Below are 26,823 nucleotides of genomic sequence, written 5' to 3'. Positions count from 1 at the left end.
TTCTCGACGAGGCGGGCTTTAATAACCTGATAAGGAAGCTCCTGCACAATGATACGCGCTTTGCCGTTCGTTTCCTCAATTACTGCGCGGGCGCGCATCGTGACCGAGCCGCGTCCGGTCGTATATGCCTGACGGATGCCCTGATGCCCCATAACGAAGCCGGCCGTCGGGAAATCCGGTCCTTTGATGTAATCCATCAATTCGAGGGACGTAATATCAGGGTTGGCGATCATCGCCTGAACGCCGTCAATGACTTCCGGCAAGTTATGCGGCGGGATATTCGTCGCCATACCGACCGCGATCCCGCCGACGCCGTTGACAAGCAAGTTCGGGAAACGGGCAGGAAGTACGACCGGCTCATGCTCCTCGCCGTCGTAGTTGGGCGCGAAATCGATCGTTTCCTTGTTGATATCGCGCAGCAGCTCCATCGCGATCTTGGAAAGCCGGGCTTCCGTATACCGCATTGCCGCCGCCATATCGCCGTCGATGGACCCGAAGTTTCCGTGCCCGTCGACCAGCATATAACGCATCGAAAAATCCTGCGCCATCCGCACCATCGATTCATAAACGGCGGAGTCGCCGTGAGGGTGGTACTTACCGATCACTTCACCGACGATTCTGGCGGATTTCTTATATGGTTTGTCCGGGGACATGCCAAGTTCCGACATCGCATACAGGATGCGGCGGTGCACCGGCTTAAGGCCGTCCCGAACATCCGGCAGCGCCCGGCTTACGATAATGCTCATGGCATAGTCCATGAACGATTCCCGCATCTCGGTGCCAATATCCCGGTCTTTGATTTGCGAACGTTGTTCTTCCGCCATCTTTACCCTCCTGAAATTCTGCTGACAGCAAAGAAAAACTGCTGTATGGTTTCCCCTCATGCCCCACCCGCGCCGGGGAAACCGGGGTTCCTAAAGCGTTCGTCTTGTCCTTATATTTCTTTCACATTCCGGGTACAATTAAACGTTTAGGCACCTTTAAATTTAGGTAATTGCCGTTCTCCTACATTCTCCAAACGCCATACTATATGGGGAATCGACAAATGGGGACATCAATCCGGGCGAGCAGATTGCACAATAGACACTCCATACTATTATACCATCGTTTAGCACCTCTTGTCTTTATTTCGCCGAAGTCCCGCAGGCATATTGAAAGGTGGGTTTGTAAGTTGGCCATCCAGCGCGTGTTGAGCAAATGGGCAAAAACGAACGTATTGTTAAAATCAAAAACGCTGTCCGATCATATTCCAAAGACCGTTATATTTAATCGCAGCGCCTTATCTTCGATGCTCTCCGACTATGCAATGGTGTACGTAAAACCCGACAGAGGGACGTTCGGCAACGGCGTCATGCGGGTGGAAAAAAAGAACCGCAGCCAGGCCGCTTTCCGCTTCCAGTCCGGAGCGAATGCTCGTGTATATAACAGCTTCGACGAACTGTACCACGGGATCGAGCGCGTCCGGCCGAAAAAAACGTATTTGATTCAGCACGGCATTCATTTGCTGCAGCACCGCAAGCGGCGGTTCGATTTGCGGGTCATGGTGCAAAAAAACTTGCGCAATGATTGGGAGACGACCGGCATTATCGGCCGATTGTCCCATCCGGCAAAAATCGTGACCAACTACCACAGCGGGGGTACGGTGACGCCGTTTGAAACGCTGATGAGCGGCCATTTATCCCCAACCGCTCAAGCCGAATACAAGAGCAGACTCCGCAAATTCGGGCTTCAAATCGCCCAGCAGCTGCAAACCCGCTATCCCGGATTAAAGGAAATCGGGGTCGATGTGGCGATTGACGACAAAATGAAGCCGTGGATTTTGGAAGTGAACACCGCCCCCGACCCTTATATTTTTCGCAAGCTGCGTGATAAATCGGTATCCCGCAAAATATTCCGCTACCGCAGCGCATACACAACAACCGGCAGATCCATTATTCGGAGATCCCGCATTAGAAGATTGAGAACGAAAAAGCCGCCTTATTTATAGGCGGCTTTGCCGCGTATTACACGGCCAAAAGATCGGTATCGCAGTCGATCTGTCCTCATGAACGAGCGGCCGCATGATACCCTATTCTAAACATCGAGATTTTTAACGGATTTGGCGTACTGGTGAATAAACTCGCGGCGAGGCTCCACATTGTCGCCCATCAGCGTATCGAATACGGAATCGGCTTCAATTGCATCTTCCACCTGCACCTGCAGCATCGTGCGGCTTTCGGGATCCATCGTCGTTTCCCACAGCTGGACGGCGTTCATTTCGCCGAGACCTTTATAGCGTTGGACGCCCACCTTCGCGCCTTCGCCGAACTCGGCGATGATCTGGTCGCGTTCCCGCTCGCTCTGCGCATAGCGGATCACTTTGTTCCGCTCGATCTTGAAAAGCGGCGGCTGCGCGATATAAATATAGCCCGCTTCGATAATTTGGCGCATATACCGGAAGAAGAACGTCAGCAGCAGCGTGCGGATATGCGCGCCGTCGACGTCGGCATCGGTCATGATGATCACTTTGTGATAACGGGCTTTGGACAGGTCAAAATCGTCGCCGATGCCCGTTCCGAGCGCGGTAATGATCGCGCGGATTTCCGTATTGGACAAAATCCGGTCCAGCCGCGCCTTCTCCACGTTCAAAATTTTGCCCCGCAGCGGCAAAATCGCCTGGAAGTGCCGGTCGCGCCCCTGTTTGGCCGAGCCGCCGGCCGAGTCACCTTCGACGATATACAGCTCGCTGATCGAGGCGTCCTTGGATGAGCAGTCGGCCAGCTTGCCGGGCAGCGAACTCACTTCCAGCGCGCTCTTGCGGCGAGTCAGCTCGCGCGCCTTGCGGGCCGCTTCGCGGGCGCGGGAAGCCTGCAGCCCTTTATCGACGATTTTGCGCGATACGGAAGGGTTCTCCTCGAGAAACTCGGCGAATTTCTCCGCGAAGCACGATTCCACGATGCCGCGCACTTCGCTGTTGCCGAGCTTCGTTTTCGTTTGCCCTTCAAACTGCGGCTCCGGTATTTTGACCGAAATAATCGCCGTCAGTCCTTCGCGCACGTCGTCGCCGGACAGGTTGGAGTTGCTGTCCTTGATCGCCCCCATTTTGCGGGCATAGTCGTTAATGATCCGCGTCAGGGCGCTCTTGAATCCGGATTCGTGCGTGCCGCCCTCGTGGGTGTTGATATTGTTGGCGAAGGAGTGAATATTTTCGCTGTAGCTGTCGTTGTACTGCATCGCCACTTCAACCTGGATATGGTCCTTTGACCCTTCCACGTAAATCGGCTTCTCATGCAGCGCCTCACGGTTGCGGTTCAAATATTCGACGAATTCGATAATCCCGCCCTCGTAGTGATAGCTGCTTTTCGCCCCGGTTCTCTCGTCGTGAAGCGAAATTTCGATGCCTTTATTCAAAAACGCCAGCTCGCGGATCCGCGATTGCAGCGTCTCGTATTCGAACACGGTCGTTTCCTGAAAAATTTCCGGATCCGGCTTAAAGCGCGTTTGCGTCCCGGTCTCGTTCGTATCGCCGATCATCTGGATGTCGTACTGAGGCACCCCGCGGTGATATTCCTGGCGGTAGACGTGTCCGTCGCGCTTAACTTGAACGATGACCTGCTCGGACAGGGCGTTGACGACCGATACTCCGACGCCGTGAAGGCCGCCGGACACTTTATAGCCTTCGCCGCCGAATTTGCCGCCCGCATGCAGGACGGTCATGACGACTTCCAGCGTTGATTTCTTCAGCTTGGCATGCTCCCCGACCGGGATCCCACGGCCGTTGTCGATGACGGTAATACTGTTATCTTCATGAATGATCACTTGGATCTGATTGCAATAACCGGCCAGTGCCTCGTCGATGCTGTTGTCTACGACTTCCCAGACCAGATGGTGAAGACCTTTACCGCTTGTCGAACCGATATACATCCCCGGTCTTTTGCGAACCGCTTCAAGTCCCTCGAGCACCTGGATCTGACTCTCGTCGTACGTATGCTGATTCAAAGACATGCTCTTTTCACTGCTCCTCTCGACTGCTCTTCCGAAGGTCCGCCGAAAAAGCGGCTAATTAGCCGCAAAATGATGTGCCCGTTTCTTCAGCGTGGAAGAAGAAATCGGTGAATAATAAATCCGCTGCTTCGTGACGACGATCGATTTCGGTTCCTCTTCCCCGATCAGCTCGACGTCTTTGCGTTTCTTGGCTCCGGCCACGAACTGTTTGGACAGCTTGGAAGACTGTTCGATCGAAATATCAAAAATGGCCACCAGTTCCGCGGCTCGAATGATTTTTTCCCCGCCCAAATGAATGTATATGACTTCCGCCTCCTGTTCATGGCACGGCTTGAAAGCCGGGAAGCTACTCACTCACCCGGCCGCCGCTCACGTGATAAATACCGGCATCCTCGAGCCGGCTGACATTGACGCTTTCAAGACCGGTCGCCGTAATAAACGTCTGTACCTTGCCCTGGAACGTCTCGATCAGCTGCGTTTGCCGGTATTGGTCCAGTTCCGACAGCACGTCGTCGAGCAGAAGCAGCGGGTACTCCCCGATCTCTTCCCGTATCAGTTCGATTTCCGCAAGCTTCAAAGACAGAGCCGTCGTCCGCTGCTGCCCTTGAGATCCGAACACATGGGCCTCCTTGCCGTTGATATGAAAGCTCATATCGTCGCGGTGGGGGCCAACCATCGTCATCCCTCTGCGGAATTCCTGATCTTTTACCTGTGATAACTTTATCATAAATTGATCGAATAAAACAGATTCTTCTTCCGAGGCGTCAATTTCGAAGGAAGGACGGTATTCGACGGTCAGCTCCTCGCCGCCCGCCGTAATGCCCGCGTGAATGCTTGCCGCCCACGTTTGCAGCTTCTGTATGAAGTGTTTCCTTTTTTTCATAATTTTAACACCGTGCTCCGCAAGCTGCATATTCCATACTTCCAGCAGATCGGCCTGCAGCCCCGAAGGCGGCGCCGACTTGAGGTAGTTGTTGCGCTGCACGAGCACTTTGTGATACTGCTGCAGCGTATGCAAATAACCGGGCTGCACCTGTCCGATTTCCATATCCAGAAACCGGCGGCGCACGCCCGGCGTCCCCTTCACGATCTCCAAATCTTCCGGCGCGAACATGACCACGTTGAGCGTGCCGATAAATCCGCTCAGCTTGCGCTGCTCAAGGCCGTTGATCTTCGCCTTCTTGCCTTGGCCGGAGAAGAGCAGATCGAGTGTCACATCGCCGTAGCGCTTCTCCGCAACGCCGTGGATGGCCGCCTCCGGCGCCTGCCAGCCGATCAGCTCCTTATCTTTGGAGGTGCGGTGCGACTTGGTCAACGCCAACACAAAGATCGCTTCCAGCAAATTGGTTTTCCCCTGCGCATTAGGCCCGATAAACAGGTTGACCCGCTTGTCGGTGCTCAGCTCCAGGCGTTCGTAGTTGCGGTAATTCGTCAAACTGATTGCTTTTAAAAACACGCCGAAGCCTCCCGGTTTCTACTGCATGCATTCGTGCTGCCTGGACGCCAATAAATCCCATCGTCCCCTGTGTCCGTCACCGATGGACAGTCCGCCACAGGCGGACACTCGGCCTTAAAGCCGGGTCAGCCGCGCTGAACCTGGAACGTACCGAACCCTTCAACATTTACTTTATCGCCGTCGTAAAGCTTGCGGCCTCTGCGGTTGTCGGGCTCGCCGTTGACGGTAACGGCATATTCCTGCAGGAACATTTTGGCCTGACCGCCGGAATCGATGCAGTCGGAAAGTTTGAGGAACTGTCCGAGCGTAATATATTCGGTCTTGATTGAGATCGGTTTCATCACAGAACCGCCCTTCTTATTGCTTTTTGCTTATATTATAACCGACAAAAAGGGGACGAGCCGGATATGCCCGCCCCCTGAAACGTTGCTGCACGCTCTAGTTGGTCGTGCGGTACGGCAAAATGATGTACAAACTGTTGGCATGATCGGTCGGTTTGATGATGATCGGACTCATCGCGCCGGTGAACGAAATGATGATTTGCTCGCTGTCGATGACTTTGAGCGTATCGAGCATATATTTGGAATTGAACGCGATGCGCAGCGGCTCGCCTTCGAGCGAGGCGGCTTCCAGCTGTTCCGTCACTTTGCCGAGCTCTGAAGAACTCGACGACACTTCGATCATACTGTTATCGAGCGTCATGAGCCTCACAATGTTCGTTTTCTCCTCGCGCGACATCAAATAAGCGCGGTCGATCGCATCGGTCAGCTTGCGCGTATCAAGTACGAGTTCTGTTTTGAACGATTGCGGAATAATCTTGGAAGTATCAGGATAAGTTCCGTCCAGGATACGGCTGAAAAAGAGCAGCGTACCGATCCGAAACAGCACCTGGTTGCTGGCGACGACGACTTCGACCAGTGCCGATCCGTCCGGGATGAGCTTGGAAAGCTCAACCAGCGTTTTGGCCGCAATGACAACATTGGTGAACCGGTATTCCGGCGCGGTGTCGACTTTGGCGGTGCGGCTGGCCAGACGGTGACGGTCGGTCGCCACAAATTTAATAAGTCCGTCCTGCAAATTCCAGAGCACGCCGGTCAGCACCGGCGTCTGTTCGCTGGTGGAGGCGGAAAATACCGTTTGGCGGATCATCGCTTTCAGCAGATCACCGGGAATTTGCAGCACTTCGCTCTCTTCGACCGCAGGCAGCACGGGGAATTCCTCCGGATCCATTCCGACCATTTGGATATCGGTGGAGCCGGAGCGGATCATCGCCTGATACGAATCGCCGACTTCGATTTCGATCGTGTCGGCCGGCAGCTTCCGGATCATTTCAACAAAAAATTTGGAAGGCATAACGACGCTGCCCGGTTTGTCGACTTTTGCAATGACATGCTCGTCATTTTCAACCGGAATAAAGCTTTGGATCGATATATCGGTATCGCTGGCCGTCAAGGTTACGCCTTGATGGGTGACGTCAATTTTGATGCCGCCGAGAATCGGGATCGCGGGTCTCGATGATGCCGCCTTGGCCACCTGCTGGATCGCTTCGTTCAGTTCGTGTTTGGATATGCTAAGTTTCATACGCTCACTCCTAGAAGTTTGGATGTCGGGACAGATTAGCGAAGCTAAGAAACGCGTTCAGCGTTTAATAGATGATGATCTTTAAAATCTTTTAAAAAACAGTAGTAGTAGCCGTAGGAGGCCTGGATATGTGGATAAGTCCGCTAAACAACGATAAAGCAAGCCTATCCACATGTGCATAGCGTGTGCATAGGCTTGTTGGTTGTTCACGTATGATTTTTTACTTTATCGGTCAGATTCTGAATGATCTTGAACAAATCCTGGTCGATCTTGAGCTGCTGAGTTATTTTCTCGTGCGCATGGATGACCGTCGTATGGTCGCGTCCTCCGAATGCCTCGCCGATCTTCGGAAGCGAATAATCGGTCAGCTCCCGGGACAAATACATTGCGATCTGCCGCGGATAAGCGACGGCCTTCGTCCGCTTGCGGGCTTTGAACTCGTCGAGCCGGAGCCCGTAAAATTCGCCCACCTTCTGCTGAATATCTTGAATCGTAATCATTTTCGGACGGCTCGACGGAATGATGTCCTTCAGCGCTTCTGCCGCCAAATGCGCGGAAATGTCCTCGTTGATGAGCGACGAATACGCGACGACGCGGATCAATGCGCCCTCCAGCTCACGGATGTTCGTATCGATCTGGTTCGCGATATAAGCCATCGCTTCGTTCGGAATGTCAAGGTTCTCCGCTTTTGCCTTCTTGCGCAAAATCGCGATTCGCGTCTCCAGATCCGGCGGCTGGATATCGGTAATCAGTCCCCATTCGAAGCGCGAGCGCAGCCGCTCTTCGAGCGTCGGTATTTCCTTCGGCGTACGGTCGCTGGAGATGACGATCTGCTTCCGTTCTTCGTGAAGCGCGTTGAACGTATGGAAAAATTCCTCCTGCGTCCCGTCCTTCCCGGCCAAAAACTGGATATCGTCAATGAGCAGCACGTCAATGTTCCGGTACTTGTTGCGGAAGCTTTCGCCGCGGTTGTCCCGGATCGCATTGATGAATTCGTTCGTAAATTTCTCGGATGAAATGTACATCACTTTCGTGCTCGGATTATGCTCCAATATATAATGGCCGATCGCATGCATCAGATGCGTCTTGCCGAGTCCGACGCCGCCGTACAGAAACAGCGGGTTGTACGCTTTGGCCGGCGCTTCGGCCACGGCCAGCGAAGCGGCGTGGGCGAAGCGGTTGTTGGCGCCGATAACGAACGTGTCGAACACGTATTTGGGATTGAGCATATGAGAGAACGGCTCTTCCTGTGCCGCCTGAGTCGGCACGATGACTGTAGGCATCGGTGCTGCCGGTTCGGGCGGCCGGTTCTCTTCGATAACGAATTTAATATCGACGGTTCGTCCCAAATAATCGAATACCGTTGAGCGAACCAGCTTCGTATAGCGGCTTTCCAGCCATTCGACGGCGAACGTCGTCGGAGCTGTGACTACAAGCAGCGAATCATCCGCGAATGACGCTTTCGTCGCCTTAAACCAGGTGTCGAAGCTGGGTTTGCTTAATTTTGTTTGGATGATCGACAGCACTTGCTGCCACAGATCATGGGTATGGCTGTCCACAGACGGTCACTCCTATCCCTATCGCCAATTATTGGCGCGGCTGTGCGAAAAAATGTCGAATCTATAGGTGTCAGTCACGATATCATCCACATTATAAAGGGGTGAGTTAACGCTGACTATCAATAGGGGGATGAAATTGTTCACAATGTTATCCACAGCATGTTGATAAATAAAGGACGACCGGCAGGTCATCCACACCAAAAAACAAATCTATCATAGCAAAAGAAGCCTTTTATTTCAACGGATAGTCGTTTTTTATCCACACCTTCAACAAGTTGTGTATAAATGTTATCCATAGCACAAGATATTGTTAATAGAGTGTTAAGATTTCGACATCGTTCGCCAATTTTCAGAAAAATTTATTCACATGTTACTAATTTTTGCGGCATTCGGCAGTATTTAACGGTTATCCACACGCGAAAGAGGAAGAATGGAAGTTTCCCACAGCGGGATGAAATCCGGGAACGGTGCACAAAAGGGAAGGGGATAACTTCACATGGAGCTTTTGGCAGCAAAAAAGAAGAAGGGACGGTAAGGAGGTAATAGATGCGAAGGGTAACTGAGAGGTAAAAGAGGAAGTAAATGAAGAGGATGGGCGCAAGCTTCGTACCGGCGGCCAAGCGGGCCGGGGGGCGTAACCGGAGAAGAAGAAGCTTCTAAATTATTAAAGAGGGAAGTACAAAAAAAGAGGGAGGATATGTCATGGAACAAAGGAGGGGCAAAAAGAGGGAGGAACGCAGGAAGAAGATAAGGCGGTTTGGTTGACTTTTGGCGGCTCCCGTGGTTAAATGGGAAAAGGCGTTTTTTAACGTGACTTCGCGTATCAATTGATGGATAAACTCTGGCTGAGTCGTCCCGGCGAACCGCGAAAGCTGCGGAAAGCGCCGTATCAGGACGGATTAAGGATCGATATAGGAGGTGCAACGACAATGAGACCGACTTTCAAACCGAACGTTAGCAAACGTAAAAAGGTTCACGGCTTCCGTAAACGGATGAGCTCGAAAAATGGCCGCAAAGTGCTGGCTGCCCGCCGTCAAAAAGGAAGAAAAGTACTGAGCGCTTAAGGCTTAAGACCACGTAAGGTGGTCTTTTTTTCTGTCTGGATGCGTTTTACGGGCGGGATCCGTTATGCGGGCCGCCGGACATGGCTATAATGGTAGAAGAAGAATAACGGTGGTCGATCTTACGGTGCATAGAAAGCTACGTTTACGCAACCGCGACGATTTCAGCCGCGTCTACCGCGGCGGCAAATCGTTCGCCAACGGCCAATTTGTCGTTTATTGGTCGCGCCAGCCGGCGGCGACTCCTTTTCGAATGGGGATCTCCGCCAGCAAAAAAATCGGAAACGCGGTCGTCCGCAACCGGATGCGCCGAGTCGTCAAAGAAATCGTGCGGCTGCAGGCGGACCGGATCATGCCGCAGGTCGATTTTGTGCTTATCGTGCGCAAGCCGGCCGTCGGCATGAAACATAAAGAGCTGGAACGCAGTCTGTTCCATGTGCTGAAAAAAGCGGGGCTGCTGAGGCCCCATACGTAACAGTCCGGAACGCGGCAGCTGCGAAAGCGGTTACCGGCTTTTCCGCGGCTGTTTCTTTGCTGTACAAATTATGGTATAGTTTAGTTTGAAATGCGATGGCTCTCAGAGAGGAGTTTTACATGTTGTTGTCCCGGATTACAAAACGAAAATGGCTTGTTTTAATTTCGATGGTGTTAATGGCGGCCGTCCTGTCCGGATGCATGCCGACCAACGAACATACGATGACTACAGAAGATCTGCTCAAGGGGAACTTCTGGGAGAAAAACGTAGTATACTGGTTCGCGCTTTTACTTGACACATTTGCATCTTGGTTCAATGGCGAATACGGTCTGGCCATTCTGGTCATGGTAATTATCGTGCGGACGCTCATCCTGCCGTTGACGATCAAGCAGTACCGCAGCTCCAAGGCGATGCAGGCGCTTCAGCCCGAACTGGCGAAGATCAAGCAGAAGCATAAGGACAATCCGCAAAAGCAGCAGGAAGAGACGATGAAGCTGTTTCAGCAGAACAAGGTGAACCCGCTTGCCGGATGTTTGCCGCTGCTGGTCCAGATGCCGATTTTTATCGCGCTTTATAACTCCATTTATTATAGTAGTGATATTAAGCAGCATACCTTTTTGTGGATGCAGCTCGGGGAACCGGATCATTATCACATTTTGCCGTTCATTGCGGCGATCACGACTTATATCCAGTCGAAAATGATGCAGAATACAACGATGAACAATCCGCAGATGGCGGCGATGAACAGCATCATGATCATTTTCCCGGTGCTCATTCTCGTCATGGCTTGGAGCTTCCCGTCGGCGCTGCCGCTGTACTGGATTTACACGAACGTGTATACGATCGTTCAAAACTATTTCTTATACGTGCGCAATTCATCCAAGGGTAAGGAGAGTGTGCCTGCGAAATGAGAATCGTCGCATCAGGAAAAACGGTCGAAGATGCGGTGCGTACCGGACTGGCTCAGCTTGGGACAAGCGAGGACCGGGTGAAAATGTCGGTTCTCGAGCAGCCGTCCAAAGGGTTGTTCGGCTTGTTCGGCGTCCGGAAGGCTACGGTGGAGATGGAGCTGCTGCCGCAGCCGCCGGATGCGCTGGAAGAAGCGCAGCAATTTCTGCTGCGCGTGGCCGAAGCGATGGGCATTACCGTTCAGGTGGAGCTGCGCAAGAGCCGGGAAGGGCAGCTGCTCCTCCTGTCGGGCGATAAGATCGGCAAGATGATCGGCCGCCGCGGAGCGGCGCTTGACGCGCTTCAATATTTGGCCAATATCGTGGCCAACCGTTACTCGGATTCCCGTCTTCGAATTATTCTTGATGCGGAGGATTTTCGCGAGCGCCGCCGCCAGACGCTTGCCGAACTTTCTCACCGGATTGCGGGCAGAGTGATCCGTACCGGCAAGGAAGTGGTGCTCGAGGCGATGTCCGCCCAGGAGCGGAAGGTGATTCATGCGCAGCTGCAAAATCACCCTAAAGTCAAAACATACAGCAAAGGCGACGAGCCGAACCGGCGCGTCGTCGTCACATTAAAGTAATCATCGTCCTTTATCGGCAGCAATGGCTCTTGGCGGTCATTGCTCTTTTTAATGCTGGGAGGGCTTGAAATAGCGGGAGGCATTCAGCGATGATAAACGATACGATAGCCGCCATCTCCACGGCGGTGGGCGAAGGCGGCATTGCCGTCATCCGGGTCAGCGGACCCGATGCCATCCGGGGGGCGGATCGCGTGTTCCGGGGCCGCATCCGGCTTCCTGAAGCGGATACGCACACCGTTCATTACGGCCATATTGTCGATCCCGCAAGCGGAGAAACGGTGGAGGAAGTACTGCTCACCATTATGCGCGGACCGCGTTCATTTACGGCCGAAGATGTGGTGGAGATCGGAGCGCACGGCGGCTATATCGCGGTCAAGAAAGTGCTGGAGCTGCTGCTTCGTCAGGAAGGAATCCGTTTGGCCGATCCGGGCGAGTTCACGAAGCGTGCTTTCTTGAACGGGCGGATTGATTTGGCCCAGGCGGAGGCGGTTATCGATCTGATCCGGTCCAAGTCCGACCGCGCATACTCGGTTGCGCTCAAACAGGTGGAAGGATCGCTCTCGAAGCGCATTAAAGCGCTCCGGCATTCATTGGTGGAGCTGCTTGCCCATATTGAAGTCAACATCGATTACCCCGAGCATGACGTCGCCGAGATGACAAGCTCCTTCATCCGGGAGCGGAGCGGCGAGGCGAAGGAAGAAATCGGTCGTTTGTTAAAAACGGCGAGCGAAGGCAAAATATTACGGGAGGGCATTACGACCGCGATCGTCGGCCGGCCGAATGTCGGCAAGTCGTCGCTGCTCAATGCGCTTGCGCAGGAGAGCAAGGCGATCGTGACGGACATACCGGGTACGACCCGGGACGTCATCGAGGAATATGTGACGCTCGGCGGCATTCCGCTCCGTCTGCTTGATACCGCCGGCATTCGCGAAACGGTGGACGTGGTGGAACGTATCGGCGTGGAACGCTCCCGCACGGCGCTGGAAGAGGCGGACTTGATCCTGTTCGTGCTGAACAACAATGAAGAGCTGCATCAAGATGAGCGTGAGCTGCTGTCGAAGCTTGACGGCCGTTCCTTCATTATTCTCGTCAACAAGAGCGATCTTCCCGGCAAGCTGGAAATGAGCGAGCTGGAGGCTGCCGTTTCCGCGGAGCGCATCGTCCGGATGTCGGTTGCGCAGGAGCAGGGGCTGGGTGAGCTGGAACGTGTCATCAGCGGGATGTTTTTCGAAGGCAGGATTGAAAGCGGGGATCCGACCTATGTGAGCAACGTCCGTCATATTTCGCTGCTGAAACGGGCGGCGGATGCGCTGGAGGATGCGATCGCGGCGACGGATGCAGGCATTCCGATCGATCTCGTGCAGATCGATGTGCGCACATCGTGGGAGCTGCTCGGCGAAGTGATCGGCGATTCCGTCGGGGAATCGCTGATCGATCAAATTTTTTCCCAGTTCTGTTTAGGGAAATAAACGCAACAGATTCGATTGCCTCAACTGAACGGTTCAAATAGATTGAATATAGGCGGCGAAGGCGCCGCAGCGCGAGGGGACGATGCAACGGTCGTCCGTACTAGTAAGGAGGTATTGAAAAAAATGGGATATGAAGCGGGACAATACGACGTTATTGTCATCGGCGCCGGCCATGCCGGCTGCGAAGCGGCGCTTGCCGCCGCCCGGATGGGCTGTGAAACGCTGCTGCTGACCATCAATTTGGATATGGTGGCGTTTATGCCGTGCAATCCGTCCATCGGCGGTCCGGCCAAAGGCCATGTCGTGCGCGAAATCGACGCGCTTGGCGGCGAAATGGGCCGCAATATTGATAAAACGTATATTCAAATGCGGATGCTGAATACGGGCAAAGGCCCGGCCGTCCATGCGCTGCGCGCGCAGGCGGACAAATTTTTGTACCAGCATACGATGAAGCAGACAATCGAAGAAACCGATCACCTGACGCTGCGCCAAGGAATGGCGGAGGAGCTGATCGTGGAGAACGGGGCCTGCACCGGCGTCGTTACCAAGACCGGAGCGATCTACCGCGGCAAAGCGGTCGTGCTGACGACCGGCACTTATTTGCGTGGCAAAGTCATTATGGGCGAGCTGATGTACGAGAGCGGCCCGAACAATCAGCAGCCTTCGGTCAAGCTGTCGGCTTCGCTGAAGGAGCACGGCTTCGAGCTGGTGCGCTTCAAGACGGGTACGCCGCCGCGCGTCCATAAAGAGACGATCGATTTCAGCAAAACGGAAATTCAGCCGGGCGACGATAATCCGAAGTTTTTCTCGTACGAGACGGTGTCTTCCGATAACGAGCAGCTCCCATGCTGGCTGACGTATACGTCGGAGCATACGCACCAAATCATCAACAACAATTTGCACCGCGCGCCGATGTTTTCCGGGGCGATCGAAGGGACCGGTCCGCGTTACTGCCCGTCGATCGAAGATAAAATCGTTCGGTTCGCAGACAAGCCGAAGCATCAGATTTTTTTGGAACCGGAAGGAAAAAACACGTCGGAGTATTACGTCCAAGGTTTGTCGACCAGTATGCCGGAGGATGTGCAGCTGAGCATTTTGCGCTCGATTCCGGGACTTGAAAAAGTCGAGATGATGCGCACCGGATATGCGATCGAGTACGACGCGGTCGTACCGACCCAGCTGTGGCCGTCACTCGAAACGAAGCGGATGCCGGGCCTGTTTACCGCCGGACAAATTAACGGTACTTCCGGCTACGAGGAAGCAGCAGGTCAAGGCATTATGGCCGGCATTAACGCGGCCCGCAAAGTGCAGGGCAAGGAGCCGGTCATTATCGGCCGCTCACAGGGCTATATCGGCGTTCTGATCGACGACCTCGTTACGAAAGGTACGAGCGAGCCTTACCGTCTGCTTACATCACGGGCGGAATACCGACTGCTGCTGCGTCACGACAACGCCGACCTGCGGCTGACGCAAACCGGCTATGAGATCGGGCTCATATCGCAGGAGCGTTATGATCGCTTCGTGCACAAGAAATTGCGCGTCGAAGAGGAAATCGAGCGGCTGCGAACGATTAAGATCCGGCCGGATGAAACGGCGCTTGCGATGCTCGCTTCCGTCGGCTCCGCGCCGATTCATAACACGACCGACGCGCTTACGCTGCTGCGCCGCCCGGAAGTGACCTATGCGCATATCGAGCCATTCGCTCCCGCTCCGTATGAGTTGACCGACGAGATGAAGGAGCAGGTCGAAATCCAGATTAAATATGCCGGCTATATTGAAAAACAGCTGCTGCAGGTGGAACGGCTGTCCAAAATGGAGAAAAAACGGATTCCCGAGGATATCGATTATACCGACGTTCACGGGCTCGCGTCGGAAGCGAAACAGAAGCTTGCCCAAATCCGTCCGATCTCGATCGGCCAGGCCTCGCGCATCGGCGGCGTTACTCCGGCAGATATATCGATCCTGCTCGTTTACCTGGAGCACTACAACCGGGTGACGGCGGCACGGGGGTAACGATGACAGCATTAGACGATACCGTGCAGCAGTTTCAGCAGCTGATGACGGGGCGGCGGCTGCCGCTCTCGCCGCATCAGCTGGAGCAGTTCGAAACGTATTACCGCGAGCTGGTGGAATGGAACGAAAAGATGAACCTGACCGGCATTACCGAAAAAGCGGCCGTTTATGAGAAGCACTTTTTCGATTCAGTGTCATTGTCCTTTTTTCTCGATATCGCATCGATTACGCGGATTGCGGACATCGGCTCCGGTGCCGGGTTCCCGAGCTTGCCGCTTAAAATTTGCTTTCCGCATTTGCAGGTGACGATCGTCGACTCGCTCAATAAGCGGATTCAGTTTTTGAAACATCTTACGGACGCGCTTGGATTAACGGATGTGGAGTGCATCCATGGAAGAGCGGAAGATGTCGCCCGCATGCCCGCTCACCGGGACGCTTATCCGCTCGTTACGGCAAGGGCGGTCGCAAGACTGCAGGGGCTGAATGAACTGTGTCTTCCTTTTGTGCAGAAGGACGGATGGTTTGCCGCCATGAAGGGCGCGGATACGGCGGAAGAAGTGGAGGAAGCGGCGTTCAGCCTGCGCGAGCTGAAAGCAAAGGTGGAGCGGGTGGAATCGTTCCAGCTGCCGTACGAGCAATCGGAGCGCGCCATCGTATTGATCCGCAAGACGGGGCCGACGCCGAAGACGTACCCGCGCAAAGCGGGGATTCCGCTCAAGCAGCCGCTGATGGGCAGCAAGCTTGGACGTTAATGCGGTGTTTCACGTGAAACATTAATGGAAACAAGACGTATCGAATAGCAGAATTAAGCGGTCATCGTGGATAACAAATGAACAATATCCGACATCACTGCGCATTACTTATTGAAAATTCGTTGTAAATGCGATTGCAAGCAGGAAATTGCCCCATCATTGACGAAACAATGGAAGACGAATAGGGTAAAAATCTCGCCGTGACAGAAACGGCTTCGGGACAAGCTTCCGAAGCCGTTTCGTACCGCAGGGGAGTCTGACGGCCAAACAGACTGTCGCGGAGACAGGAGCACTATTTTTCACGGTCATTGGCACTTTGAAATCGGGTGGTTGTTGACATTATGAAAGAACAATTTTCACGACTATTCGGGCTTAACAATACCGATCCGAAGGGCAGTCAGGATGAAGTTAAGCAGATTGCGGTCGGAAGTATTGACACGAGCCCGTATCAACCGCGGACGATCTTTGATGATGAACGTATAGATGAACTGTGCCAAACGATTAAAACGCACGGTGTCATTCAGCCAATCGTAGTACGGATGCGCAACGACCGCTATGAAATTATCGCCGGCGAAAGGCGCTGGCGCGCGGTGACGAAGCTGGGTCTGGAGACGATACCGGCTATCGTACGTGAATTCAATGATTCTCAGGCGGCGTCGATTGCTTTGATCGAAAATCTTCAGCGCGAAGGCTTGACGGCGATTGAAGAGGCGGTCGCTTATCAGAAACTGATCGACCTGCACAGCTTGACGCAGGAAAGCTTGGCGCAGCGGCTTGGCAAAAGCCAGTCGACCATTGCGAATAAAATCCGGCTGCTCGGACTATCGGAACCGGTCAAAAATGCGCTTATTGAACGCAAAATTACAGAACGCCATGCACGGGCGCTGCTGTCGCTCGATACCGACGAACTGCAGCATAAAGTGCTGGATGATATTTTGACGAAAGAATTAAATGTGAAGCAGACGGAAGCCCGGGTCGCTTTTTATAAAGAAACGGTGAAAGCCAAAAAAGCAAAGCGCGTTTCGTTTACGAAAGATGTGCGGCTTGCCTTGAACACCATCCGGCACTCCATCGAGATGGTATCCGGCTCCGGACTGCAAATTAAAACGAATGAAAAGGATCACGAGGATCATTACGAGATTGTGATCCATATTCCGAAACGGTAAGAACAAGTCGTAATTTTCTGTTAAATCGTATATACTTAATTGGTAACTCTTGCAAGCTGCTCTTATTTGGGTATCGTTGTTATTGGACGGTACGGATGATTCTTTGAGGTCCGCTTCGTGGGTGAAGAGGCGTTCAGACTGTTTGATCGTCTGCCTGACATTCGAAACGGGATCTGGCGGTCGTATTTTTAGTATTCATATTTGTCTGCCATTTTTGGATGGAGAACCGGGGCGGCAACGTCCTTCTGCTTAGCGAAAGCGGCTTGTTGCGCCGCTTTTTCTCTGTTATACGGACTAATAGAATGGGAAGAGCATAGAGGTGAACCGGTTTGTCAAAAATAATTGCCATTACGAACCAGAAGGGCGGGGTCGGCAAAACAACGACATCTGTCAATTTGGGCGCATGCTTGGCATCTTTAGGAAAAAAAGTGCTGCTGGTCGATATTGATCCGCAAGGGAATACGACGAGCGGCGTCGGGGTTAATAAAGCCGATGTGGAAAACAGCATTTATGATGTGCTTATTAATGATGTGAACCCGCAAGCTGCGGTTCTTTCTACAGCGATTCCGGGCTTATCGATCATACCGGCCACGATTCAATTGGCAGGTGCGGAGATTGAGCTCGTCCCGACCATCTCGAGGGAAGTGCGCTTGAAGAAGTCGTTGATGCAAGTGAAGCAGGACTATGATTACATCCTGATCGATTGTCCGCCTTCTCTGGGAATTTTGACAATCAATTCGTTGACGGCGTCGGATTCCGTTATCATTCCGATTCAATGCGAATATTATGCTCTCGAAGGTCTGAGTCAGCTGCTGAATACCGTCCGGCTTGTGCAGAAGCATCTGAACACTTCGCTGCAAATCGAAGGTGTACTGCTTACGATGTTCGACGCACGCACCAATCTCGGCATTCAGGTAATCGAGGAAGTCAAAAAATATTTTCAGCAAAAAGTATATCAAACGATCATTCCAAGAAATGTGCGCCTGAGCGAAGCGCCTTCCCATGGACAAGCCATCATTACGTATGATCCGAAATCGAAAGGCGCCGAGGTATATCTCGAACTTGCGAAGGAAGTGATAATGTATGAGCAAGCGGCTAGGTAGAGGCCTGGATGCGCTTATTCCGTCACTATCGGTAAATGAAGACGACAAAGTAATGGAAATTCCATTATCACAGCTTCGTCCCAACCCTTATCAGCCACGCAAGACATTCGACGAGGAGTCCATTAAAGAGTTAGCGGAATCCATTAAACAGCACGGAGTCATTCAACCGATCATCGTGCGCAGCGTTCTGAAAGGCTATGAGATCATTGCGGGGGAGAGAAGGTTTCGCGCATCCCTATATTGCGGCAACACGACGATCCCTGCAGTTGTGCGTTCGTTCACGGATCAGCAGGTCACGGAAATCGCCCTTATCGAAAACTTACAGCGGGAAGATTTAAATGCGATTGAAATTGCGGTTGCGTACCAGGCTTTAATGGATAAGTTTCAGCTGACTCAAGAAGAACTGTCGTTAAAGGTTGGGAAATCACGCTCTCATATCGCCAATTTTCTGCGGCTGCTTTCCCTTTCTGCAGAAATTAAAGAGAGTGTTTCACGTGGAACACTGTCAATGGGACATGCCCGGGCGCTTGTCGGCGTAAAGGAGGAAAGGCTGCGCAAAGAGCTGGCCCAATCCGTTATCACGAACGAATGGAGCGTCCGCGAGCTGGAAGAAGCGATTCAGAAGCTGGAACAGCATAAAGAAACCGATCGAAGCGGCAAAGCGCGTTCGAAAAAACGCGATCCGTATATTGACGATTTGGAGCAGACGCTGCGGGAACGGTTTAAGACGACGGTGAAAATTAAATCAAATAAAGATCGGGGCAAAATCGAGCTGCTTTATTTTAATAAACAGGACCTGGAACGGCTGCTGGAGCTGCTTCAATCCAAAGTGTAAATAAGTGCTGGCAGGAACATTTATATAGCATACCTCAGTTGTAATCTTTCCGGTGAAGGATTAAACTAAGGTATGCTATTGTTATGACACGAGATGGAATGTAACTTCGTATACAAATGCGGGATTTTCGAGGGGGTGGCTGCAGCAGCGGCTTCTCCTTTTTCGCCAACTTTATGTAACATTTGGATGGAGAAGCGGATTCATGGGGTGTTGTCCCGAGTGTTCGCTGCCCCACATGATTTTGCTGCGGATGAGAAAACCTCTATCGAGGCCTCTCAAGGATGAGCGACCGCGTTTAAAGGTAGGTTTTATCGCCAAGATAGAATTTGATTTTCACAACTTCGAAATTTATAGATTCTATCTGTGGTAAAAAAATCGGCATCCAAAGTGGATGTGCGAACGGTTTTGGGCAGCCTAATCGCATGCTTCCGGTGCGGTGAGGCCGGCTGCGCAATCTTGGGCTGAAGGCCGCGGTATGATTAGACAAGCCGGCAATAATAGTTAGCTAATGCTTACGAAGTGGGTTTGCCTGCGGCAAAAAACAAGCATATGCTTACGATGCAGGTTGTGCCTGCGGCAAAACCTAAGCATATGCTTACGATGCAGGTTGTGCCTGCGGCAAAACCTTTAGGAGGATCTATATGAACAGCGATGAAACATTTATTTATCTGGATCATGCCGCAACATCATGGCCGAAGCCTCCGGAAGTGGCGGAAGCCGTAATGAAGGCGATGCTTCACGATGCGGCGAATCCCGGAAGGGGCAGCCATGCGATGGCTGTTCGAGCCGGACGCATTTTGTTTGATACGCGCAAGCAGCTCGCGAAGCTGTTTAAAGTGCGCAATCCAAACGATATTGCGTTCGCCGCCAATACGACGGCTGCGCTGAATCAGGCGATTAAAGGGCTGCTGAAAGCGGGGGATCATGTCATCGCAACGGCGGTGGAGCATAACTCGGTTCGCCGTCCGCTGGAGTTTTTGAAACGGGAGCTCGGGGTAACGGTCACGTATGTGGAGCCTGATGCGGAGGGAGAAGTGTCCGCTGCAAAGGTGAAGGAAGCAATGCGGGCGAACACGGCACTCGTCACCGTGACGCACAGCTCGAACCTGCTTGGCTCGATTATACCGGTGGAGGAGATCGGCGCGATAACCCGCAGCAGCGGCGCAAAGCTGCTGGTGGACGCCGCTCAAAGCGCCGGCGTGCTGAATATTGATGTCGAGGCGATGAGGATCGATATGCTTGCTTTTCCGGGACATAAAGGGCTGCTCGGCCCGCAGGGCACCGGGGGGCTTTATTTGCATCCCGATCTGGAATTGACGCCGCTGCTGCATGGAGGAACAGGCAGTCAATCGGAGCTGCCGGAGCAGCCGACGGTACGCCCTGACCGGTACGAATCGGGAACGCCGAACACGCCGGGAATCGCCGGACTCGGCGCAGGCGTCCGTTTCGTGCTGAATGAGACGACGGAGAAAATCCATACTAAGGAATGGGAGCTGACCAGCCGGCTGATGGAGGGTCTGTCCTCGGTACGGGGACTTAAGCTGTTAGGGCCGAAGCTTGGGAAGCCAAGGACAGGCATTGCGGCATTCGTCCTCGACGGAGTCGATGCGTCGGAGATCGCATTTATATTGGATCAGCATTACAGCATCGCGGTGCGAAGCGGATTTCATTGCACGCCGCTTGCGCACGAAAGCGCAGGGACCGGCAATACGGGCGCTGTACGGGCAAGCGTCGGGTACTCCACGACGGAGCGGGACGTGGATGCGCTGATTGATGCGATGAAGGAAATCCGGCAGCACTATTAATCGTACGGCGATCAAGCGGTCGCTGCGCGGGCGTCATTTCTTGGCCGCCAGAACCGGCAATACACCGGAACCGCGATCCTTTTCACAATACTTTGGAAGCCGACGGATTAACGATTGGGGAGCGAAAGAAACGAATGAATGAATGGGGAAGTCCTTTTGCATTAGGGACGGTTGTGTTGGCGGTTGTAGTGATCGTGTTAGTCATTTGGATGGCCGTATTGGGGAGACGGCTGAAAAAACTGCGCAAGCAGTATGTGCAGTTTATGGGCCAGAGCGGCGTTTCCAACCTCGAAGAGGTTCTTTTGGATCTCCGGTATGCGCTCGATACGCAGGCCGATAAATTGAACGAATTCGAGTCGTCGATGGGGCAGCTCGGCAAGGCGCTTCGTCAGGTGAAAGGCAATGTCGGCATCCACCGGTATAATGCGTTCGCCGATCACGGCAGTGATATGAGCTTCTCGGTAGCCATCGTCGACGAAGCTCAGAACGGAGTCGTCCTCAGCGGTTTGCATGCGCGCGATGAAACGTATATGTATGCCAAACCGCTGAAAGAGGGCGCCTCGGCCTATTCTTTAACGCCTGAGGAGCAAAAGGCCATCAATCTGGCGTTGCGGCGCGAATAGTATAAAGGCGGGTGTCGCAAATCGCTTGATGCAGCGTCGAAGCAATCATGTCGGCCATTCGGATGACCAGATTGAGACGTGTGTTTTGCAGGACAAAATATTCCATGAATCCGCCGACATTCACGATGCCGGTAATATGAAAGTCGCCGACCGGCGGCAGCTCTTTGTTTACGCCCGCACCGGGCCGTACCGGGCCGGTTCCAAGCTGAATGCAGCCGACGCTCGATACTTGTCCGAGGCAGGCGTCGATGCCGATAATATACGGATTCGGAATTCGGCGGTAGATCGTGTTCATCGTGTCTTCCAAATTCATGGCATGTACGGGGTCGTCCAGTGTGCCGAACAGATCATAGTGCCGGCTGTTATATTTCTCGAGCGCCGTTCCGACTAACGGGCCGAGCGAGTCGCCGGTGGAACGGTCGGTACCGATACATACGATAACGAGGCGGCGTTCATCGGGCACAAGTTCAAGAAGAGACTGCAGACGATTTCCGATTTGATATGCCGCGTCGGAATCGGTATGAAGCACTTTAACCGGGAAATCCTTCTCTTGAAACCGTTTCATAGAATCCCTCCGCCTGAAATGAACTGTTACTAGTATATGGATGGCCAAGCTTTTTTATACGTCAAAAAGCGTTTGAGAGAACGCAAAGAGTTACGGTAATCAGGAAGGAGCAGGTTATGCTCATCGCATTCGATTCAACCCAACAAGCGCTTCGGGCCGAAATGCTGCTCGAATATGCCGATATCGACATCGATATCCGGCCGACCCCTAAAGAAATTACAGCGGGCTGCGCGCTGTCGATTGAGTTCCCGAACGAGGATCTGGAACGCGTGAAGCCGATTTTGCGCGAAGAAAAGGTGGAAATACGGGGATTGTTTCAGAGCAGCGGCAGCGGGTATGAAATGATTAACTTCTAGCGGACGGAAAGGCGGTTAATGCAAGATGGATTTGACCTTGCTTGTTCAGCAATGGATGAAATGGATCATGGACCTGTTCGAATGGGCACAGTGGAGGGCGCTGGGCATCTCTCTCATCCGTATCATCGTTATTATTGCGCTGGGCCGGGTGTTCATTTGGGTCATTTACAAAACGATTGACAAATTGCTGCAAAAAGACGCGAAGGTGCAGCTTCATACACGGCGTATGAAAACACTCGGCAAGCTCTTGAAAAATGTAGCGACCTACGTCACTTACTTTATCGTGATCCTGCTCGTGCTTTCGGAGTTCAACATTAATTTGGGACCGCTGCTGGCAGGGGCGGGCGTACTTGGACTGGCGGTCGGCTTTGGCGCCCAAAGTCTGGTCAAAGACGTCATTACCGGATTTTTCATCATCCTGGAGGATCAATTCGCGGTCGGCGATGTCATACAGGCAGGAAAATTCAAAGGAACGGTAGAAGTGATCGGACTGCGGGCGACCCGTATCCAAAGCTGGACCGGCGAGGTTCATATCATTCCGAACGGTGCGATCGTCGAGGTGACGAATTTCTCCCTGCACAATTCGCTTGCCGTCGTTGATATTACGATTGCGTATGAGCAAAATGTGGAGCAGGCGAGCGATGTTATCAAGAGCAAGCTGGAAACGTTTAAGGACCCTAATCTGGCCAAACAGCCGGAGCTGCTCGGTTTGCAGACGTTGACTTCCAACGATCTAACGCTGCGCATCATTGCCGAATGTATGCCAAACACACAAGTCATGGTTACCCGCAGATTGAATGTCGAGCTGAAGCATGCGCTGGACGAAGCCGGTATTGCAATGCCTGCTCCGACGGTAGTGACGTACCATAAGGGAGAAAGCGGAGGGGTAAAAAGTGGAGCGTAAGCAGTTTGAGCTCGGCGACATCGTGCAGATGAAAAAGCAGCACCCTTGCGGGACCAATGAGATGGAAATTATCCGGATGGGGATGGATATCCGGATCAAATGCACCGGCTGCAAGCACAGCGTGCTCATTCCGCGGGCAAAGTTCGAGAAAAACATGAAAAAAGTGCTTCGTTCCGCGGCCAGCAGACCGGATTCGGCTCCGGGCGGATTGCTGGATGGGGAGCAGGCCTGAAAGCAGAATTTTCGGACTTTTAGCCAAACGCTTGCAAGCGGACAAGTCTTATGCTAATATAAATCTTGCTGCGGAGAGGTACCCAAGTGGTCCAAGGGGGCTGACTCGAAATCAGTTAGGCGTCTCACGGCGTGCGTGGGTTCGAATCCCACTCTCTCCGCCATCTGTTATGCATTTGATGCTACAGATTGCGGCTACATAAGACAGTGCCCTGCAAAGGGCTTAATTTCATCAAAAACCTTCTGCGTCTTTGAAGACGCAGAAGGTTTTTTTACCTATTTGTCTCCAAGCGGGCATAAGAGCGGATTTCAACACTCAAAATTGTTTCTTCCGTCTCATCAGCATGAACGCTCCGACTAGAATAACCGCTGCGCCCAGAAACGTACGACCGTGCGCCAGGCTGCCCAATAATGAGCCAACGGAGAAAACGGCGAAGAACAGCAGCGAAAGCACGGTCAAAATGTTGATCGGAATAAGCAGCCACTTATTGCGGCTTCCGAACCAATAAAACTCGAACAGGCCGACGGCAACGGCAAATAGGAATCCGGGCCACGAATAAGACCAGCTGTCGAACAGCATGGAGACTTGACAGACGATCCCCGCCGTGAAGAGCACGCCTCCCGGAATCAACAGCCCGACGCCTCTGCGGCCGGTCATAAAGAAGTATAGCCAGTGGAAAAAAAGACCGAGCGGGATGACAAATAAGGTTGGCCAGAAGTAGGCGAATACCGATCCGGGCCCGAACGATGTATCGCCGCGTTCGAATAACAGGTAAGCACCCAGCAGGATAAGCAGCGGCGCGAGAATGGTCCGCACATTCATAGAAATATCCTCCTCGTTAACGTTTTGTTTCCTCAAGGATATCACTTGTGCAGGACTTCTGTCGTCCTTCTCGGGGATGAACTGGGCTCGTTCCTAAGAACGCCAATTTACTTTAGGCAATCGTAAAAGAGGGCCCCTTTTAAGGAACCCTCTCTCGACGGCGGTTATTGGAGTTTAAGAGTTACGATCTTCACATCACTTGAGAACGTCAGGTACTTGTGTTACAGACAATTGTCTTTAGCACAACCCCTCGCTTTCGCGTTAGCGAATCGAATTCTCCAGCAGTCCTTGCACATCATTGTCCAATGGAACCACACCTCTTCTTCTCGCCGTCAGCCATTAGAATGTCCCGTCAGAAATGCTGTTATGCAGCAGCCGGAAAAACTTTTGCACAGCATTTAGGGTTGCAGCTGTAGTCGCGTTTCTTCTGACATGCCGGTTATTTGGGCATCCGCTTCCACTTGCGGTTCTTGTTCGTCGTCGCAGGGAAACGCTCTCCCTTTTGCAGCTTCACTTTCTGCGGATTTTCAATGCCCATATGGAACGAATCCTCGCCGTCCTCAATATAAACGCCGTCGTTAGGAGCTCTGTCGCCCGGTTCAAAACGTGTCCATTCCCCCACAGGGATGCACCTCCGTATACAAGTTGGGACGGGCAGCGGCCGGCTAAACAGCGTCTGCCCGAGTGCTTATTGTTTGCCGGAGCGCGGCTTTTCATGATGAATTCAACCCGCTGGATGATGTTTACTTTCGATTCGCGGCAAATGGCAGGACCTTAATGATCTCCTTGCCACGCGTAGGCGAAACTGGTATAATAGGACGGTATGCGAGTAAAATCTCGCTCCTTGCCTCCTTTCAATAGGAGGCCGTTAGTCCAAGAGGAGGTGAAACATAATGCGCAAATATGAAGTGATGTATATTATTCGTCCCGACGTTGAGCAGGAGAACGTTCAAGCTATCGTCGACAAATTTAATGGCATCATCTCCAATGGCGGGGAAGTTACGAAAACCGACGTGATCGGTAAGCGCCGTCTTGCGTATGAGATCAATAAGATTCGTGATGGAATTTACGTTCTGGTACACTTTACCGCTCCGGCGGAAGTTGTCTCCGAGCTGGATCGCATCATGAAGATTACGGATGAAGTTATCCGTTCCCTGATCGTCAAAGACGTAGCGTAAGACAAGCCAGGAACGCTTGGGAGGTTGATACGTATGTTGAACCGGGTCATTTTGATTGGCAGGCTAACGAAAGATCCCGAGCTGCGCTACACGCCTTCTGGTGTGGCGGTGACGCAGTTTACGCTTGCGGTCGACCGTCCCTTTAACAGCCAGCAAGGCGAAAGGGAAGCCGACTTTATTCCGGTCGTCACGTGGAGGCAGCTTGCCGAGACGTGCGCCAACTACTTGCGCAAAGGCCGCTTAACGGCGGTTGAAGGCCGGATTCAGGTGAGGAACTACGACAACAACGAAGGCAAACGCGTCTATGTAACGGAAGTGATTGCCGACAACGTTCGTTTTCTGGAGTCTCCGAATCGGGATAACAACGGTATGCGCGAAGAAGGCGGCAGCGGTAACTACGGCGGCGGCGGCGGTACCGGCGGATCGGGAAGCGGATTCGGCGGCGGCTCCTCATATGGCGGCGGCAACCGGCCAAGCGGCGGTTCACGTAACGACAATCGTGACCCGTTCTCGGACGACGGTCGACCGATCGACATTTCGGAAGATGATTTGCCATTTTAAAGGAAAGGACGGATAAACGATGGCTTTTAAACCAAGAGAAGGCGGAGACGGAGAGCGTCCGGAACGCAAGTTCAACCGTAAAGGCGGACGCAACAAACGCCGTAAAGTATGCTTCTTCACTGTGAACAAAATCACTCACATTGATTATAAAGATACGGATCTGCTGAAGAAATTCATCAGCGAGCGCGGCAAAATTTTGCCACGCCGCGTAACGGGAACGAGCGCGAAATATCAGCGTGCGCTGACAATCGCAATTAAACGTTCGCGTCAAGTCGCTCTGCTTCCGTACACAACGGAATAAGCTTCAAGGCGATGCAAGAGGCACCCCGGCATGCTCACGATTGTGAGCGGCCTGGGTGCCTCTTTTGTTCATTCCTGCTCTACCGGTACTGGTCCGCCATCCGCTCTGCGATGTCTCCGATAACCGGAAGCCGGGCCCACCTGCCCTGCAGAGCGGCGAGCATCAGCCCGATCCAGAGCAGGAATGCGGCCGGGGCGAGCAGCAGGCCGATCAGCCAGCCGATAAAGGGCAGGACGCCGAGAAGCAGGTTGGCGGTAATGAATACCGCCGAAACGAGAATTGACTGCATCGCGTGAAACTTTACGAAGCGGCTCTTTTTTTCCATCATCAGCAGCGCAAATCCGCTCACAAATCCGAGCACATAGCAAATCAGCCCTGCAATGCGGGGATTCAGGCCGGTCGAGGACGGATCGGGTATCCAGGATGGTGGCTGCATCGCGGTCATCCTTTCTCGGTCGTTATCGAAAGGAGCTCCAATCAAGGCGGCTTGA

At 52.9% G+C, this 26,823-nt stretch carries 30 protein-coding genes and 1 tRNA gene (1 of these 31 running past the window's edge); 20 read left to right on the top strand and 11 right to left on the bottom strand.

Annotation, left to right across the window (positions count from 1 at the left end):
• Positions 1-824 carry the 5' end (the start) of a DNA gyrase subunit A gene (gyrA, locus tag VN24_RS10230; RefSeq protein WP_045670331.1) on the bottom strand. It extends 1,690 nt beyond the left edge of the window, so the window shows 824 of its 2,514 coding nt (coding positions 1-824); the start codon lies at positions 822-824; its stop codon lies off the left edge, out of view.
• Between the two features lie 347 nt (positions 825-1,171).
• On the opposite strand from gyrA, the gene VN24_RS10225 reads away from it, so the two are divergent.
• Complete coding sequence (locus VN24_RS10225) at positions 1,172-1,987, top strand: YheC/YheD family protein (RefSeq protein WP_045670330.1); 816 nt, start codon at positions 1,172-1,174, stop codon at positions 1,985-1,987.
• Between the two features lie 86 nt (positions 1,988-2,073).
• Here the strand turns inward: VN24_RS10225 and gyrB are convergent, their stop codons facing one another.
• The 6 genes from gyrB to dnaA all read right to left on the bottom strand — a co-directional run bounded on the left by gyrB (position 2,074) and on the right by dnaA (position 8,580).
• Complete coding sequence (gene gyrB, locus VN24_RS10220; protein ID WP_045670329.1) at positions 2,074-3,984, bottom strand: DNA topoisomerase (ATP-hydrolyzing) subunit B; 1,911 nt, start codon at positions 3,982-3,984, stop codon at positions 2,074-2,076.
• Positions 3,985-4,038: 54 nt separating this feature from the next.
• A complete protein-coding gene (gene remB / locus VN24_RS10215) occupies positions 4,039-4,287 on the bottom strand; it encodes an extracellular matrix regulator RemB (protein WP_045673168.1) in 249 nt (82 codons plus the stop codon).
• A 43-nt stretch (positions 4,288-4,330) separates the two neighbouring features.
• Positions 4,331-5,440, bottom strand: coding sequence for a DNA replication/repair protein RecF (gene recF / locus VN24_RS10210; protein ID WP_045670328.1), 1,110 nt, complete (start codon positions 5,438-5,440; stop codon positions 4,331-4,333).
• Between the two features lie 125 nt (positions 5,441-5,565).
• Entirely contained in the window at positions 5,566-5,784 is a 219-nt protein-coding gene (gene yaaA, locus VN24_RS10205; RefSeq protein WP_193790106.1) for a S4 domain-containing protein YaaA, read from the bottom strand.
• Between the two features lie 94 nt (positions 5,785-5,878).
• Positions 5,879-7,021, bottom strand: coding sequence for a DNA polymerase III subunit beta (dnaN, locus tag VN24_RS10200; RefSeq protein WP_045670326.1), 1,143 nt, complete (start codon positions 7,019-7,021; stop codon positions 5,879-5,881).
• 206 nt (positions 7,022-7,227) lie between these two features.
• Positions 7,228-8,580 carry a chromosomal replication initiator protein DnaA gene (gene dnaA, locus VN24_RS10195; RefSeq protein WP_045670325.1) on the bottom strand — a complete coding sequence of 451 codons (1,353 nt, stop codon included), beginning with the start codon at positions 8,578-8,580 and terminating at the stop codon, positions 7,228-7,230.
• A gap of 929 nt (positions 8,581-9,509) precedes the next feature.
• Here dnaA and rpmH point away from each other — a divergent pair.
• From rpmH to VN24_RS10135, 12 genes are all read left to right on the top strand, one after another.
• Entirely contained in the window at positions 9,510-9,644 is a 135-nt protein-coding gene (rpmH, locus tag VN24_RS10190) for a 50S ribosomal protein L34 (RefSeq protein ID WP_045670324.1), read from the top strand.
• Positions 9,645-9,768: 124 nt separating this feature from the next.
• The gene (rnpA, locus tag VN24_RS10185) at positions 9,769-10,116 is read left to right on the top strand and encodes a ribonuclease P protein component (RefSeq protein WP_045673167.1); all 348 of its coding nucleotides are present in this window, start codon (positions 9,769-9,771) and stop codon (positions 10,114-10,116) included.
• A 119-nt stretch (positions 10,117-10,235) separates the two neighbouring features.
• Positions 10,236-11,027 (top strand): YidC/Oxa1 family membrane protein insertase, encoded by a 792-nt coding sequence (locus VN24_RS10180; protein ID WP_148505220.1) that lies wholly within the window; start codon positions 10,236-10,238, stop codon positions 11,025-11,027.
• Positions 11,024-11,647 carry an RNA-binding cell elongation regulator Jag/EloR gene (gene jag / locus VN24_RS27340; protein WP_045670323.1) on the top strand — a complete coding sequence of 208 codons (624 nt, stop codon included), beginning with the start codon at positions 11,024-11,026 and terminating at the stop codon, positions 11,645-11,647. Before VN24_RS10180 ends, jag begins: the two co-directional genes overlap by 4 nt.
• An 89-nt stretch (positions 11,648-11,736) precedes the next feature.
• Entirely contained in the window at positions 11,737-13,116 is a 1,380-nt protein-coding gene (gene mnmE, locus VN24_RS10170; protein ID WP_045670322.1) for a tRNA uridine-5-carboxymethylaminomethyl(34) synthesis GTPase MnmE, read from the top strand.
• Between the two features lie 123 nt (positions 13,117-13,239).
• Positions 13,240-15,129, top strand: coding sequence for a tRNA uridine-5-carboxymethylaminomethyl(34) synthesis enzyme MnmG (gene mnmG / locus VN24_RS10165; RefSeq protein ID WP_045670321.1), 1,890 nt, complete (start codon positions 13,240-13,242; stop codon positions 15,127-15,129).
• Positions 15,130-15,131: 2 nt separating this feature from the next.
• Positions 15,132-15,881: a 16S rRNA (guanine(527)-N(7))-methyltransferase RsmG gene (rsmG, locus tag VN24_RS10160; RefSeq protein ID WP_045670320.1), complete on the top strand. Its 750-nt coding sequence runs from the start codon at positions 15,132-15,134 to the stop codon at positions 15,879-15,881.
• 341 nt (positions 15,882-16,222) lie between these two features.
• Positions 16,223-17,047 (top strand): nucleoid occlusion protein, encoded by an 825-nt coding sequence (gene noc / locus VN24_RS10155; RefSeq protein WP_045670319.1) that lies wholly within the window; start codon positions 16,223-16,225, stop codon positions 17,045-17,047.
• A gap of 329 nt (positions 17,048-17,376) precedes the next feature.
• Positions 17,377-18,150: a ParA family protein gene (locus tag VN24_RS10150; RefSeq protein ID WP_045670318.1), complete on the top strand. Its 774-nt coding sequence runs from the start codon at positions 17,377-17,379 to the stop codon at positions 18,148-18,150.
• Positions 18,131-18,985, top strand: coding sequence for a ParB/RepB/Spo0J family partition protein (locus VN24_RS10145; RefSeq protein WP_045670317.1), 855 nt, complete (start codon positions 18,131-18,133; stop codon positions 18,983-18,985). The genes VN24_RS10150 and VN24_RS10145 overlap by 20 nt, the downstream gene beginning before the upstream one ends.
• 641 nt (positions 18,986-19,626) lie before the next feature.
• Positions 19,627-20,790: an aminotransferase class V-fold PLP-dependent enzyme gene (locus VN24_RS10140; protein WP_045670316.1), complete on the top strand. Its 1,164-nt coding sequence runs from the start codon at positions 19,627-19,629 to the stop codon at positions 20,788-20,790.
• A gap of 134 nt (positions 20,791-20,924) precedes the next feature.
• Positions 20,925-21,413, top strand: coding sequence for a DUF4446 family protein (locus VN24_RS10135; RefSeq protein ID WP_045670315.1), 489 nt, complete (start codon positions 20,925-20,927; stop codon positions 21,411-21,413).
• Here the strand turns inward: VN24_RS10135 and yyaC are convergent.
• A complete protein-coding gene (yyaC, locus tag VN24_RS10130) occupies positions 21,388-21,978 on the bottom strand; it encodes a spore protease YyaC (protein WP_045670314.1) in 591 nt (196 codons plus the stop codon). The two genes, VN24_RS10135 and yyaC, sit on opposite strands and share 26 nt — an antisense overlap.
• 116 nt (positions 21,979-22,094) lie before the next feature.
• On the opposite strand from yyaC, the gene VN24_RS10125 reads away from it, so the two are divergent.
• The 4 genes from VN24_RS10125 to VN24_RS10110 all read left to right on the top strand — a co-directional run bounded on the left by VN24_RS10125 (position 22,095) and on the right by VN24_RS10110 (position 23,633).
• On the top strand, positions 22,095-22,334 hold the full coding sequence (locus VN24_RS10125; RefSeq protein ID WP_045670313.1) for a putative Se/S carrier protein: 240 nt from the start codon (positions 22,095-22,097) through the stop codon (positions 22,332-22,334).
• A 25-nt stretch (positions 22,335-22,359) separates the two neighbouring features.
• A complete protein-coding gene (locus tag VN24_RS10120) occupies positions 22,360-23,238 on the top strand; it encodes a mechanosensitive ion channel family protein (RefSeq protein WP_052702889.1) in 879 nt (292 codons plus the stop codon).
• On the top strand, positions 23,228-23,470 hold the full coding sequence (locus VN24_RS10115; RefSeq protein WP_045670312.1) for a DUF951 domain-containing protein: 243 nt from the start codon (positions 23,228-23,230) through the stop codon (positions 23,468-23,470). Before VN24_RS10120 ends, VN24_RS10115 begins: the two co-directional genes overlap by 11 nt.
• Before the next feature lie 72 nt (positions 23,471-23,542).
• A tRNA-Ser gene (locus VN24_RS10110) sits at positions 23,543-23,633 on the top strand.
• A 152-nt stretch (positions 23,634-23,785) separates the two neighbouring features.
• On the opposite strand, the gene VN24_RS10105 is transcribed toward VN24_RS10110, so the two are convergent.
• Positions 23,786-24,292, bottom strand: a complete 507-nt coding sequence (locus VN24_RS10105) for a hypothetical protein (RefSeq protein ID WP_045670311.1) — start codon at positions 24,290-24,292, stop codon at positions 23,786-23,788.
• Between the two features lie 439 nt (positions 24,293-24,731).
• Entirely contained in the window at positions 24,732-24,914 is a 183-nt protein-coding gene (locus tag VN24_RS10100; RefSeq protein WP_045670310.1) for a YjzC family protein, read from the bottom strand.
• Between the two features lie 271 nt (positions 24,915-25,185).
• On the opposite strand from VN24_RS10100, the gene rpsF reads away from it, so the two are divergent.
• From rpsF to rpsR, 3 genes are read left to right on the top strand one after another with little or no spacing between them, the layout of a single operon-like run.
• Positions 25,186-25,470 (top strand): 30S ribosomal protein S6, encoded by a 285-nt coding sequence (rpsF, locus tag VN24_RS10095; protein WP_045670309.1) that lies wholly within the window; start codon positions 25,186-25,188, stop codon positions 25,468-25,470.
• A gap of 33 nt (positions 25,471-25,503) precedes the next feature.
• Positions 25,504-26,031, top strand: coding sequence for a single-stranded DNA-binding protein (ssb, locus tag VN24_RS10090; protein ID WP_045670308.1), 528 nt, complete (start codon positions 25,504-25,506; stop codon positions 26,029-26,031).
• Between the two features lie 19 nt (positions 26,032-26,050).
• On the top strand, positions 26,051-26,332 hold the full coding sequence (gene rpsR / locus VN24_RS10085; RefSeq protein WP_045670307.1) for a 30S ribosomal protein S18: 282 nt from the start codon (positions 26,051-26,053) through the stop codon (positions 26,330-26,332).
• 79 nt (positions 26,333-26,411) lie between these two features.
• Here the strand turns inward: rpsR and VN24_RS10080 are convergent, their stop codons facing one another.
• Positions 26,412-26,768: a DUF4870 domain-containing protein gene (locus VN24_RS10080; protein ID WP_045673165.1), complete on the bottom strand. Its 357-nt coding sequence runs from the start codon at positions 26,766-26,768 to the stop codon at positions 26,412-26,414.
• Positions 26,769-26,823 lie beyond the last annotated feature (55 nt).

The sequence above is a fragment of the Paenibacillus beijingensis genome (assembly GCF_000961095.1).
Lineage (GTDB): Bacteria > Bacillota > Bacilli > Paenibacillales > Paenibacillaceae > Paenibacillus_O > Paenibacillus_O beijingensis.
Note: the sequence above shows the minus strand (reverse complement) of the source record. Positions and strands in the feature narration are given on the sequence as shown.

What these genes read in the sequence shown, in the direction of transcription:
- gyrB (WP_045670329.1), bottom strand. Translation starts at nt 3,984, where the DNA reads ATGTCTTTGAATCAGCATACGTACGACGAGAGTCAGATCCAGGTGCTC.
- dnaN (WP_045670326.1), bottom strand. Translation starts at nt 7,021, where the DNA reads ATGAAACTTAGCATATCCAAACACGAACTGAACGAAGCGATCCAGCAG.
- rpmH (WP_045670324.1), top strand. Translation starts at nt 9,510, where the DNA reads ATGAGACCGACTTTCAAACCGAACGTTAGCAAACGTAAAAAGGTTCAC.
- VN24_RS10180 (WP_148505220.1), top strand. Translation starts at nt 10,236, where the DNA reads ATGTTGTTGTCCCGGATTACAAAACGAAAATGGCTTGTTTTAATTTCG.
- jag (WP_045670323.1), top strand. Translation starts at nt 11,024, where the DNA reads ATGAGAATCGTCGCATCAGGAAAAACGGTCGAAGATGCGGTGCGTACC.
- mnmE (WP_045670322.1), top strand. Translation starts at nt 11,737, where the DNA reads ATGATAAACGATACGATAGCCGCCATCTCCACGGCGGTGGGCGAAGGC.
- mnmG (WP_045670321.1), top strand. Translation starts at nt 13,240, where the DNA reads ATGGGATATGAAGCGGGACAATACGACGTTATTGTCATCGGCGCCGGC.
- rsmG (WP_045670320.1), top strand. Translation starts at nt 15,132, where the DNA reads ATGACAGCATTAGACGATACCGTGCAGCAGTTTCAGCAGCTGATGACG.
- noc (WP_045670319.1), top strand. Translation starts at nt 16,223, where the DNA reads ATGAAAGAACAATTTTCACGACTATTCGGGCTTAACAATACCGATCCG.
- VN24_RS10145 (WP_045670317.1), top strand. Translation starts at nt 18,131, where the DNA reads ATGAGCAAGCGGCTAGGTAGAGGCCTGGATGCGCTTATTCCGTCACTA.
- VN24_RS10140 (WP_045670316.1), top strand. Translation starts at nt 19,627, where the DNA reads ATGAACAGCGATGAAACATTTATTTATCTGGATCATGCCGCAACATCA.
- VN24_RS10135 (WP_045670315.1), top strand. Translation starts at nt 20,925, where the DNA reads ATGAATGAATGGGGAAGTCCTTTTGCATTAGGGACGGTTGTGTTGGCG.
- yyaC (WP_045670314.1), bottom strand. Translation starts at nt 21,978, where the DNA reads ATGAAACGGTTTCAAGAGAAGGATTTCCCGGTTAAAGTGCTTCATACC.
- VN24_RS10125 (WP_045670313.1), top strand. Translation starts at nt 22,095, where the DNA reads ATGCTCATCGCATTCGATTCAACCCAACAAGCGCTTCGGGCCGAAATG.
- VN24_RS10120 (WP_052702889.1), top strand. Translation starts at nt 22,360, where the DNA reads ATGGATTTGACCTTGCTTGTTCAGCAATGGATGAAATGGATCATGGAC.
- VN24_RS10105 (WP_045670311.1), bottom strand. Translation starts at nt 24,292, where the DNA reads ATGAATGTGCGGACCATTCTCGCGCCGCTGCTTATCCTGCTGGGTGCT.
- rpsF (WP_045670309.1), top strand. Translation starts at nt 25,186, where the DNA reads ATGCGCAAATATGAAGTGATGTATATTATTCGTCCCGACGTTGAGCAG.
- ssb (WP_045670308.1), top strand. Translation starts at nt 25,504, where the DNA reads ATGTTGAACCGGGTCATTTTGATTGGCAGGCTAACGAAAGATCCCGAG.
- rpsR (WP_045670307.1), top strand. Translation starts at nt 26,051, where the DNA reads ATGGCTTTTAAACCAAGAGAAGGCGGAGACGGAGAGCGTCCGGAACGC.
- VN24_RS10080 (WP_045673165.1), bottom strand. Translation starts at nt 26,768, where the DNA reads ATGCAGCCACCATCCTGGATACCCGATCCGTCCTCGACCGGCCTGAAT.